Here is an 11,719-nt window from a genome sequence, read left to right as displayed (position 1 = left end):
TGAACGGACCGGGGGGCCATGAGCGCCAACGATCGTGTACTGATCAACGCGATGATCGAGGAGCAGCGGAACGCGCGCACCGTTCCGCTGTCCTTCGACGCCACCTTCGAAAGGTTCGCGGCCGAGCACGCCCTGCACGGCTACGGCCTCTCCGAGGAGGAGATCGAGGCCGGTGTGATCGGTGGCTCGGACGACGGCGGCATCGATGGGGTGTACGTCTTCCTCGGTGGCAGGCTGCTCCACGAGGACAGCGAGATCTTCTCCCCTCAGTTCGCCGCCACGGGCGTGGAGGCGGGATCTCAGCTGACGCTGTGGCTCGTCCAGGCGAAAACCAGCACCGGCTTCTCCGAGGTCGCGCTGGACAAGGTGGCTTCCACCTGCTCGAACCTCCTGGACATGGAGGTCGACGAGTCCGTGGTCGGGCTGCTGTACTCCGACGACCTGCTCGCCCGGTTCGGAATGTTCCGCAGGGCCCTGACCAAGCTCCTCACCCGCCACCCCACGGTACTGATCAAGTTTTCGTACGTGACGCGCGGCGAGGCGGGCGAAGTGCACCCGAAGGTGCAGGCGAAAGGCAAGATCCTGGAGGCACAGTTCTCCAACGCCTTCGCGATTTCCACGGGCGAGGTGGAGTTTCTCGGGCCCGCGGAGCTGTGGAAGCGTGCCAGCACCCTGCCCTCGTACACCCTGGAACTCCCGTACCGGGAGAGCATCACGCACGGCACCAGCCACATCGCGCTGGTCGCCCTGGGCGAGTACATCGACTTCCTGAGCGAGGAGACCGGGGCGATACAGACCCACATCTTCGACTGGAACGTCCGCGACTATCAGGGGAACGTCGAGGTCAACCGGGAGATCACCGCGTCCCTCCAGAAGCCAGACGCGCCGGAGTTCTGGTGGCTCAACAACGGCATCACGATCGTGTGCTCGCAGGCGACCTCGATCGGCAAGCGGATGAGCCTGTCCGACGTACAGATCGTGAACGGCCTCCAGACCTCGTACACGCTGCATGAGACGCTCAGCGGCCTGTACGCGACCGATCCAGGTGCGGCGGTGTTCGAGAGGCTGGTGCAGGTGCGCATCCTCGTCACTGCCGACCAGGCAGCGCGGGATGCCGTGATCCGGGCGACCAACCGGCAGACGAGTGTGCCCGTGGCATCCCTGCGGGCGACGGACGACATCCAACGGCAGATCGAGTCGTACTTCCTGGAGCACGACTGGTTCTACGACCGGCGCAAGAACTTCTACCGCAACCAGGGCAAGTCGGCGGACCGGATCATCAGCATCCCCCTGCTCGCCCAGTCCGTCATGGCGATGGGCCTCGGCCGGCCCGACTACGCCCGCGCCCGTCCGTCGAGCCTGCTGAAGTCGGACACCGACTACCGGCGCGTCTTCTCCGACAAGACCGAACTGCCGGTCTACCTGTGGCTGGCAATGGCGCAGTGGCAGATCGACGCCTTCTTTCAGGTGGCACCCGACCTCGTCTCCCGCTCGGAGCACACGAACCTTCGCTTCCATCTCGCCATGCTCGGCGCCGTCGATCTCGTGGGCAGGGCGTTCGGGAAGCCCCAGGAGCTGAACAACGCGGCCCGGGAAGGCACCTTCCCCACCACCATCCGCCTGCTGTCCCTCTGGAAGTCGCTGAAGGAACAGTTCGACAGCTTCCAGAACGAACGGCAATGGAGTCCCGACAAGACCGCCAAGAGCAGCGACTTCGTCGCCCACCTGACGACCGCCCTCGGTTACGGACCGCTGCCCCGCAGATGACGCGGGAGCCGGTCGAGAGTCACCGGGCCGATGGGACAATGGCCCGGTGACCGACCCTCGCTCTTCAGCTGTCTCCGCCGTCCGGCGGCGTACCGCGATCGACGCCCTGCGGCGCGGCGCCGTTCCGGAGAGCGGCCTGGACCTGCTCGCCACCGGCCTCGACCGATTCGAGTCCGCGCTCGACGCCGAGCTCGACGCGGTCGCCTCGGGCGCCTCGGTGTTCAAAGCCGTCCGGGGTGAGTACGGATCCGGCAAGACGTTCTTCACCCGCTGGCTCGGCGAGCGCGCCAAGCAGCGCAACTTCGCCGTGGCCGAGATCCAGGTCTCCGAGACAGAGACGCCGCTGCACAAGCTGGAAACCGTCTACCGGCGCCTCACCGAACGACTGTCCACCTCCAGCTTCCCTCCGAGCGCGCTCCGCCCGGTGGTGGACACCTGGTTCTACGCACTGGAGGAGGACGCACTCGCCGCCGGGGCCGACGAGGACGACCTGAGCAGCGAGGTGGAGCAACTCCTGGCCGCCCGACTGACCGAGGTGTCGCGGCACGCCCCGTCCTTCGCCAGCGCACTCCGCGGCTACCGGTCCGCACTCGTAGAAGGCGACGAACCGACGGCCGCGGCCATCCTCGCCTGGCTCGGCGGCCAGCCCCATGTGGCCGCGGCGGCCCGCCGGTCCGCGGGAGTGCGCGGCGACCTGGATCACTTCGGGGCCCTGGGTTTCCTGCAGGGGCTGCTGACCGTTCTGCGGGACTCCGGACACCGAGGGCTGTTCGTCGTACTCGACGAGGTGGAGACACTGCAGCGCGTACGGTCGGACGCCCGCGACAAAGCTCTGAACGCCCTGCGGCAGCTCATCGACGAGGTCCACTCGGGCCGCTTCCCCGGCCTCTACCTGGTCATCACCGGAACCCCCGCGTTCTACGACGGGCAGCAGGGTGTCCAGCGGCTCGCGCCGCTCGCCCAGCGCCTCGCCACCGACTTCACCACCGACCCCCGCTTCGACAACCCCCGCGCCGTCCAGCTGCGCCTGTCAGGATTCACCCAGGATTCCCTGACGGGTCTCGGAATCACCATCCGAGACCTGTACGCAGCCGGTGCCTCGGCTCCCGACCGGATCAAGGCCCTGGCCGACGATACTTACGTCGCCGACCTCGCCCAGGCGGTGGGCGGGGCGCTCGGCGGCAAGGTCGGTGTGGCGCCCCGGCTCTTCCTGAAGAAGCTCGTCGGTGACGTCCTCGACCGCATCGACCAGTTCGAGGACTTCGACCCCCGGCAGCACTACCGGTTGACGGTTGCGGGCAGTGAACTCACTGCCGTGGAACGGAATCTGGCTGCCGCATCGTCCGCCGACGGCATCGATCTGGAGCTGTGATGGCGCAGGGAGCGGACCCCGTCGACCGGCTCGATCCCGTCGTCCTGCATCACGTGGTGAACACCCTGGGCTGGCCCGATCTGCGACCGCTCCAACGCGCTGCGATCGACCCGGTGATGGACGGCGAGGACATCGTGATTCTCGCTCCCACTGCCGGTGGAAAGACCGAGGCCGCGTGCCTGCCGATCCTGTCGGCCATGACCATCCAAGGTTGGACCGGCACCTCGGTTCTCTACCTCTGTCCGCTCAAGGCACTCCTCAACAACCTGGTGACGCGGATCGACGGGTACGCGCAGTGGCTCGGGCGCACCGCTGCCCTCTGGCACGGTGACACCAGGGAGTCCCAGCGCAGACGCATCCGCACCGGGAGGCCCGACATCCTGCTGACCACGCCGGAGTCCCTGGAGGCCATGCTCATCGGCGTGAAGACCGATCACGCACACCTGCTGGGAGGCGTTCGGGCCGTCGTCGTGGACGAGGTGCACGCCTTCGCCGGCGACGACCGCGGCTGGCATCTCCTGGCCGTGCTCGAACGCCTGGAGCGAGTCACGGGGCAGCCCATCCAGCGGATCGGGCTGTCCGCGACCGTCGGCAATCCCCACCAACTGCTCACCTGGCTGCAGGGATCGGGTGCGGGTAAGCGCCCCGGCCGGGTGGTGGCTGCGGATCTCCCCAAAGCCTCCGCCACCACCTCTGGTCAGCCCGTCGGCATGCTGGCCGCAGTGCCGCCACCGGGAGACGTGGAGCTCGACTACGTGGGCTCCCTCGGCAACGCCGCCAAGGTGATCGCGGCCCTGCACAGGGGCGAGAAACGGCTCGTGTTCTGCGACTCCAGGCGTCAGGTGGAGGAGCTGGGGGCAGCGCTGCGGGCGCGTGAGGTCACGGTGTTCCTGTCGCACGCCTCGCTCTCGGCCGACGAGCGAGCCAGGTCGGAGCAGGCGTTCGCCGAGGCACGGGACTGCGTCATCGTGTCCACGTCCACCTTGGAACTGGGCATCGACGTCGGCGACCTGGACAGGGTCATCCAGATCGACTCCCCGAGCACCGTCGCCTCGTTCCTCCAGCGCATCGGCCGCACCGGACGCAGAGCTGGTACTCAGCGCAACTGTCTCTTCCTGGCCACCCGCAAGGACACGCTCCTGCAAGCCGCGGGGCTACTCCTGCTCTGGGGGCGCGGATGGGTCGAACCCGTTGTGGCACCACCCGAGCCCCGCCACCTCGTGGCTCAGCAGCTGCTGGCCGCCACACTTCAGGAACACAAACTGGGTGACCAGCTCTGGCCCGAGCAGTGGAACGGCCTCGCTCCCTTCGACCGCTCGGCCGCTCCAATCCTGCGCCATCTGACGGACGAGGGCTTCCTCGACACCGACGACGGAATGCTGTTCATCGGGCCTGAGGCCGAACGCCGTTTCGGTCGACGGCACTTCATCGAGCTGACCGCGTCGTTCACCGCACCACCGCAGTTCACCGTCCTGTCCGGGCGCACCGAGATCGGCCAGATGGATCCCTCCGTACTCACCGAGGAACGGCCGGGCCCGCGGAGGCTGCTGCTGGCCGGTCGCAGCTGGCAGGTGACCTTCATCGACTGGGGGCGCAAGCGGGTCTTCGTCGAACCGGTCGACGGCGGAGGGATCGCCAAATGGTCGAGCGGCACATTCATGGGGCTCTCCCATGCACTGACCCGTGCCATGCGAGAAGTACTTCTCGGAGCCGACCCGGTCGTCTCGCTCACCCGGCGGGCCGACGTCTGCCTTCAGGAGTGGCGTGAAACCGAGGGGCCACACATCGTTCATCCCGCTGGGACACTTGTGGCCCGGAAGGGCAACGACGTTCGTTGGTGGACGTGGGCCGGATACCGCGCCAACGCGACGCTGGGCGCAACCTTGTCATCGATCGCCGATCCGGTTCAGCGCCCGACGGACTGCTATTTGCGGCTGCGGGAGGATCTGTCACACGTCATGTGGCGCTCCGCGATCGAGGCCGCCGCGGCAGCTCCGGCGATGGTCCTTCCGGACGTCGACCCGCGCGCAGTCCACGGGCTGAAGTTCTCGGCAGCGCTCCCCCTGCGGCTGGCCACCGCCACGGTGGCCGCGAGACTCGCCGACTTCGACGGCGCACGTGCCGTTCTGGCGGAGCCGAAACGGTTGTACGTCACATCGGCCGGATAGCCGTCGCCTCTGGTCCAGGGCCACGGTCGGGCTGCTCTCGGCATGCCGCTCACACCAATATCCAGCGGTGTTACGGACAACGGACGGATGGGGCTCACGGTGCGGTCTAGCCTGGCAGACCCGTGCCCGCATGCACAGCGCCAAAGGCGGATTTGCGAGCGTCGTCGCCAGGCCCCCGAGTCCGTACCGCCGGATGGCAGCTCGCCACTCACATGCGCACAGATCCCCACTCGACGCACTGAAGACCGCCTTGCGCCGGCGGGGAATCAAGCAGGGCTCGGGACTGATTCATCACAGCACTGCGGCCGCAATACGTTTCCATCCCCTGCGAGGATCGGCTGCTGGACACTGCGCGACCGCCTCCGTCGGCTCCTTCAAGGCCGAGCCGGGCGAGACGCTGACCAGGTCGAACGCCTCGCCGTCCAGTGGGACCTCCACTCGAAGAGTTCGAGGCCCGGCACCACCGATCCCAAGCGACCACGAGCACTACCGGACAGGCATGACGCCCCGTCAGAATTAGCGTCAGATGAGCGTCGAAGTGATCTCTCACTGCCCCGCGAAGATCGGGGCAGTGAATCCATCGTCCAACACACCATCCACAGAACCGCAGGTCAGAAGCATTCGGCAGTCCGATGGCGTTCCCCACATCATGCCCACCCGAAAACAGGTCGGCATAATCCGTCAAACACCGGCCACACCAGAAAACCGCAGGTCAGTCGTCCTTCTTCACCGGCTCCAGAATCGCCACGCACTCAACGTGCGAAGTCATCGGGAAGACGTCAGAAAGGGAGGATCTGACGTATTTGCAGGTCAGCGGCCATTTGTGGCCCGCCGAAGGACCCCACAGACTCCAAGAGCGTCAAACGAGCGTCACAGCCGAGGAATGAACTGGCCTCCGCCCAACGCCAGCCAGCGGTAAACGCTCGCGCCGCCCCGCCGGCGTTCGCGGCCCTGACCGACTGACCTCCAGCGGCGGTCAGACCGCCCTCAGCCTCAATGTCCACCCGGCCCTCCGTCGGCGCTTCTCCGTGAGAAGGCCAGGCACGAATGGGTCTCAGTCCGGCAAGGTTTCCAGTGCTTCGCGCAGCTCATCGGTTGAGTAGCCAGTGCGAAGGGACATCTCCCGCGGACTGTGAGCATGGAGGATCCAGCGCGCCGCAGGGGCCCACCACTGCGCGACGCTCGCGGGAACGGTGACGGTCATGTGGGCGGGCGCCGCAGAAGGGTCGGTGTCTCCGTCGGTGGCAAGAACTGGTGCGGCGTCCGATTCAGGGAGCGCCGTCGAGAAGACAAGTGTCAAACGGCTGGCTTCCCCATACTCTTTGGACTTCCGACGAGCGCTCCTGAGCCGCGACAACAGATCACCCAGTTCTTCGGCATCGCATCCGAAACCCTGCAGTCTCTCGGCGGGGAACTCATTGAGTTCACGCGTCAGGAAGTAAAGCCTCGTGAACTCCGAGTAGGAGAGACTGACGCTGCGGAGATTTTGCTCGGACATACCGCTCCTCTTATTCCAGTTCCTCGAAGTAGGAGTATCCATTCTTGGGGGTGAACACGGTGCCCCCGTCACCGTCCACGATGACCACGGCCTCCTTGTCCGGGTCCCAGAATGCCTCTCGACCATTTCGCAGTCCGTATTTCGGTTCGATGTTGGGTATGCGATCGTTGATCACTCCGTCGACGTAGAACTTCAGGGCCTTGGGGTCGACTCCTCGCACGTAGTGCGTTCCGTTGCCGTCGGGGCGGAGCGCTTCGCCGTTGGCGTGGTCCGCGATCTTCTCCGACTCGGGTTCGAGGTCGTAGGGAGCCAGTCCGAGCGGATCGGTCAGCCGGATCGGGTTTCGTGGATACGCATGGTGGTTGTCCGAAGGAGTGAGACCAAGCGGGTCCGGGGTGAGGAATCGAGCCGTTTCCGGGTCGTAGTACCGGAAGTAGTTGTAGTGCAGGCCGCTCTCGGGGTCTGCGTACTGGCCCGGAAAGCGGAGGGGACAGGTCTCCGCGTCTGAGGGGGCGGGGACAGGGATTCCCCAGAGGGTGGTCCTGTGCTGCCACGTCACCTCGCCATCCGTGGTGAGCAGTTCGGTGGGCGTTCCTGTGGCATCCGTGACCACGACACGGAAGCACGCGGTTCCCGCTTCTCCGACCGTCTGGGTCAGGGGGCGGTGAGTCTCCGGAGCGTGGTCCCACGTGCAGGTCTCACCGTCCCGAGCGGCCTGTTCCGCGAGGCGGGTCATGTCCCAGGTGAAGGTGAGAGTCGCGCCCTTCTGGTCCGTCTTGCCGATGCGGCGGCCCAGAGGGTCATAGGAGTACGTCCACGTCGCGCCGTCCGGCGTGACGACCCGCGTGAGCCTGTCCTCGGCACTCCACGCGTAGGCCCACGTCCGAGTCTGACCGTTGAGCAGCTTCCGGGTCTTGCGGATCAGGCGGCCCGCGGCATCGTGTTCGTACACGGTGCGACCCGCCTTGCGGACCAGGGTTCCGGTGAACTCCCGCTCACCCGAGGCTCCCTGGCCTGGCACCGAGGCGTGGGTTTGGTTCCCGGCCGCGTCGTAGGCGTAACGCTCGGTCCAGCCGTGCGCTTGCACACCTGTGACCCGGCCCGCCGGGTCCAGGGTGAAGTTGCGAGTACCGGACGTCAGTTCGCGGATCTGAGTGACGTAGCCGTCGGGCCGGTACGCGTAGGTGCGGTACTGGATGAGGTCATCGGCGGCGGAAGTAACCGTCTGTGCGGTGATTCGACCGGTGTCATCCCAGCGTTGGCCGAGGGTGACACCGCCGACGGTACGTTGCGTCTCGTGACCGGTGGCGTCATGGGTGAAGGTAAGGGTGTTGTCCGCCGTCGTGAGGGTCAGGGGCCGGTCAGCGGCGTCGTACGTCCATGTTGATGCCGACCCGGACGGCGTCGTGCGCGTCAGACGGTTACCCACCGCGTCGTAGGTGGAGGCGATCGTGCGGCCATTGACCGTCTCTGCCAGAACACGGCCCAGGGGGTCCCGTTCCAGGGTCAGGACCACGTCGCTGCTGGAGGCGCGGGCGAGAGCCCCTCGCGTACCGTAGGCGAAGGTCGTCAGCTCGTCCGTCGTCTCGTCGCGCTGGGTAAGCACTCGCCCCATCGCGTCATGTGTGTACCGCAGCGTCTGGCCAAGCGCATTCGTCCGAGCGGTGAGGCGGCCCGCCGCGTCTCGTTCGTAGGAACGGGCTGCCCCGTTGAAGTCCGTCTCGGCGACCAGGCGGCCGGCAGCGTCGTACTCATAGCGCCATTCATGTCCCTGGGGGTTGGTGACGGACACCAGGCGCAGTTCAGTGTCGTAGGCGAAGGCGTAGTGGGCGCCGTCGGGGTCGGTGCGGGTGGCGGGCAGGTCGAAGTGGGTGTAGGCGTACTCGGTGGTATGACCGGCCTGGTCGGTGTGTTTGGCGAGGTTGCCCTCGCAGTCCCACTTCCATTCCTCGCGAGTGCCGTCGGGGTGCTCGCGCCAGGCGGGTTTGCTCTCTATGGTCCAGCCGAACCGAGTGGTGCGGCCCAGCGGGTCGGTGATGGCGGTGGCGCGGCCGTGGGGGCCGCGGCGGACGTGTGTGGTGTGCCCCAAGGGATCGGTGACCGTCACCGGGAGCCCCGCGATACCCGTCGTCACTGTCGTGGTGCGCCCGAGCGCGTCCGTGACGGAGGCGAGATGACCTGCCGCGTCGTACGTCCAGTGCGTGGTGGCGCCCGTCGGGTCCGTGGTGGACGTGCGTGCGCCGCGGCCATCGTAGGTGTGGCGCCAGACCACACCATCGGGCTCGCGGATGTCCAGCGGGAGGCCCTGCTCGTCGTAGACCGCCTCGGCGCTGCTTCCGTCCGGACGCTCGACATGGGTGAGGTTCCCGTCCTCGTCGTATGTGTACCGCGTCGTGTGGCCGAGTGCATCAGTGACGGTGAGGGGGAGCCGGTTGGTCTCGTCCCATTCGGTGCGGGTGGTGTGGCCCAGCGGGTCGGTCACCTCGACGACCTTGTACGCCTCGTTGAGTACGTACGTGGTGACGTTGCCCTGAGAATCGGTGTAGCGAGTGGTGCGATGGGCGTCGTCGTAGTGGAAGCGGCCCGAGAGGATGCCGGTCGGTCCCAGGGTCCGCAGGACGCGACCGCGGTGGTCGTAGACGTAGGCGAACGCGGTGCCGTTGCGGTCCTTCCAGGACGTGATGCGGTGTTCGTCGTAGCGGTAGAGCTGCGGTGTGCTGGTGGAGTTGACGACCTCGGTCAGGTCGCCGCTGGCGTCGTAGGAGAAGGCGACGAGCCGGGCGCTGTGCTCAAGTTGATCGCCATGCAGGAGACGCAGGGCCGTGACGCGATGCAGGGCTGTGTCGGTGTCGACGGCGATGTGGTAGCCGCCGGAATGGGTGATCCGAATGGGGGCGCCACGCTCGTCGTAGACGAAGTCGATGCGATCACCCCCACCGCTGCGATCGGTGATCGCGTGGAGCGCAAGTTCCGGGCTTCCCAGTGGGAGCCGGGCAAAGTGCAGGCGGCGGTTCTCCTCCGGGACGGTGAGGGTGAAGGTACCGTCCCGTTTGCCGTCCCAGTGCACCGGCCAGCGCGGTCCGGAGGCGGGCAGGGTGGGGGTCTCCGGCTCCGGGACCGGGTATCGCAGCACCATGCCGTCGGCCGCGATGTAGACGAGTCCGGCGTCATCCAGCTCCAGGCGCTGGTCGAGCGTGGCCGCCCAGGTAGGACCGAACCAACCGCCACACGGATGTCCGGAGACGTAATGCCGCTCCAGAACCAGCGGCAGGGTGCCCGGCAGACTGACGTCCGTGGCGGACATGAACATCTCGCCGGTTGCGACGTCGACCGGCTCACCCTCTCCGCACTTCTCCTTGGTGCACTTGTCGTGCTTGTTCGGCTCGCCATCGGCACGTTTGGCGGCGCTGCCGTCCCGACGCAGCGCCCGCTCGCGTCGCGCCAGCCTCTGAGCGGCAGTCTTGGCCGTCGAGGCTCCCTTCCGCAGGGCGCCACCGCCGCCGGTGGCGAGGGCTAGCAGCAGATCCGGGCTGAGCTGGCCGGCAGCACGGCTGGGGTTCCGCTGCCACTCATCCCAGTTGGTGACGGCCTTGGCGAACTCCTGGGGATGGTTCGCGGCGTAAGCAGCGCCGTCGATCACGCCCGCCAGTTGCAGGCTGGCGCCACCGGGACCGTCCTCAGCCATGTACTCGAACTGCTTCCACATGTCCTTGGCGCTGTCGCCCATGCCGCCAAAGAAGTCCCCGACGCCCTTCTTGAAGCGGTTCCATCCCTCGGGCGCGTTGGGAGCCTTCTCAGCAGCCTTGACCAGCTTGGCCCGGGAGTGGTCGACGACGCCCTGCAGCTCGCTCTCCAGTTTGTCGAGCCGGCTGTAGCAAGAGTTCAGCCCGGTAATGGGATCGTCGTCCGGCGGCCGCTCGGGCAGCGTGTCATCCCCGCGGTCGACAGCAGCGTTGTAGGCCCTGACATTCTCCCAGTACTTCTTCGACGCAGCCCTTACCTCGTCCGCGTCTTCGATGATCGGCTTGACCCGCCTCTGCACGGACCGCAGCTTGTCAGCGTAGGCGTCCAGAGCGCCCGCCGCGGAGGTGAAGTACTTACGGGCCGACTCCAGCTCCCTCGGCAGACGCTTGCTCGCGTCCTGGAAGGTGTCGGCCGCGGCGCCGGTCCACGGCAGTAGGGACAAGTCGGTCAGCTTGTCGTAGCCGTCCTTGAACGCGTCCGCATAGACACGGAGCTTGATGACCAGGTCGTCAAGTTTCTCGGGTTTACCCGGTATGACTTCATCGGGCTCGGCATGCGGGGGTATGCGCTCATAAGCGCCGCCGTCGATGGCGTCCTTCTGCGTCATGCGACAGGGCCCTTTCCACCGCCGTCGACCACCCAGCCCTCACCGCCTTCACCGGCCACGCGGTAGCGAGGATTGCTGGGCGGATCGCCCGCGACGGCCGTACCGTCACCACCGCCGCTACCGCTGTCGAGCCACGGCTCCTGGTAGATCTCGGGAGGCGGATCGAAATGAGGTCTGTCTCCGTTCTTCCACGCGCGCAGGCCGTGTTCACCGAAGGGGAGTTTGGCGATGTTGTCCTCGGTCGGTGCAAAGTGCTTGACCTGCAGCAGGTCCGCCATCATGTAGGCCGCGATGGCCTGCCTCAGCCCTTCGACGATGGAGTCGGCGTGCTCGGCGAGCCGCCCCATGCCGAAGCCCCACTCGGACAACACGTCCTTGGCCGGCTTCTCGATGTCGATGGTGGCCGCGTTCTGGATGCCCTGGGCCATGGACATCCAGTCATTCTTGATCTTGTGCGCCGCGACAACGGATTCCTCCATCGGCTTCATGATCTTGCGCACCCCGGCGATCTCGATCCTGTAGCCGTCCCCCGGCGCAGGCCCATCCGCTCCGCCCCCTGTCAT

General features: G+C 66.8%; 6 protein-coding genes. 3 read left to right on the top strand and 3 right to left on the bottom strand.

Annotated elements, in window-relative coordinates; translation table 11 throughout:
• Positions 1–18 precede the first annotated feature (18 nt).
• From ACGFU6_RS09390 to ACGFU6_RS09380, 3 genes are read left to right on the top strand one after another with little or no spacing between them, the layout of a single operon-like run.
• The gene (locus tag ACGFU6_RS09390; RefSeq protein WP_393609304.1) at positions 19–1,767 is read left to right on the top strand and encodes an AIPR family protein; all 1,749 of its coding nucleotides are present in this window, start codon (positions 19–21) and stop codon (positions 1,765–1,767) included.
• A gap of 46 nt (positions 1,768–1,813) precedes the next feature.
• On the top strand, positions 1,814–3,139 hold the full coding sequence (gene brxD, locus ACGFU6_RS09385) for a BREX system ATP-binding protein BrxD (protein WP_393609302.1): 1,326 nt from the start codon (positions 1,814–1,816) through the stop codon (positions 3,137–3,139).
• Complete coding sequence (locus tag ACGFU6_RS09380; protein ID WP_393609300.1) at positions 3,139–5,307, top strand: DEAD/DEAH box helicase; 2,169 nt, start codon at positions 3,139–3,141, stop codon at positions 5,305–5,307. Before brxD ends, ACGFU6_RS09380 begins: the two co-directional genes overlap by 1 nt.
• A 1,054-nt stretch (positions 5,308–6,361) precedes the next feature.
• Here ACGFU6_RS09380 and ACGFU6_RS09375 read toward each other — a convergent pair.
• Genes ACGFU6_RS09375 through ACGFU6_RS09365 form a run of 3 tightly spaced genes read right to left on the bottom strand, consistent with a single transcriptional unit; the run spans position 6,362 to position 11,719 of the window.
• On the bottom strand, positions 6,362–6,805 hold the full coding sequence (locus tag ACGFU6_RS09375; RefSeq protein WP_393609298.1) for a hypothetical protein: 444 nt from the start codon (positions 6,803–6,805) through the stop codon (positions 6,362–6,364).
• A 10-nt stretch (positions 6,806–6,815) separates the two neighbouring features.
• Complete coding sequence (locus ACGFU6_RS09370) at positions 6,816–11,156, bottom strand: DUF6531 domain-containing protein (protein WP_393609297.1); 4,341 nt, start codon at positions 11,154–11,156, stop codon at positions 6,816–6,818.
• Positions 11,153–11,719 carry a hypothetical protein gene (locus ACGFU6_RS09365; protein WP_393609295.1) on the bottom strand — a complete coding sequence of 189 codons (567 nt, stop codon included), beginning with the start codon at positions 11,717–11,719 and terminating at the stop codon, positions 11,153–11,155. The genes ACGFU6_RS09370 and ACGFU6_RS09365 overlap by 4 nt, the downstream gene beginning before the upstream one ends.

Source organism: Streptomyces sp. NPDC048462, from assembly GCF_043200175.1.
Classification (GTDB): domain Bacteria; phylum Actinomycetota; class Actinomycetes; order Streptomycetales; family Streptomycetaceae; genus Streptomyces.
The sequence above is the reverse complement of the archived record's forward strand: the minus strand, read 5'-3'. Positions and strand labels throughout refer to the sequence as shown.

Coding starts and splice junctions, on each gene's coding strand:
- ACGFU6_RS09390 (WP_393609304.1), top strand. CDS start 19: ATGAGCGCCAACGATCGTGTACTGATCAACGCGATGATCGAGGAGCAG.
- ACGFU6_RS09380 (WP_393609300.1), top strand. CDS start 3,139: ATGGCGCAGGGAGCGGACCCCGTCGACCGGCTCGATCCCGTCGTCCTG.
- ACGFU6_RS09375 (WP_393609298.1), bottom strand. CDS start 6,805: ATGTCCGAGCAAAATCTCCGCAGCGTCAGTCTCTCCTACTCGGAGTTC.
- ACGFU6_RS09370 (WP_393609297.1), bottom strand. CDS start 11,156: ATGACGCAGAAGGACGCCATCGACGGCGGCGCTTATGAGCGCATACCC.
- ACGFU6_RS09365 (WP_393609295.1), bottom strand. CDS start 11,719: ATGACAGGGGGCGGAGCGGATGGGCCTGCGCCGGGGGACGGCTACAGG.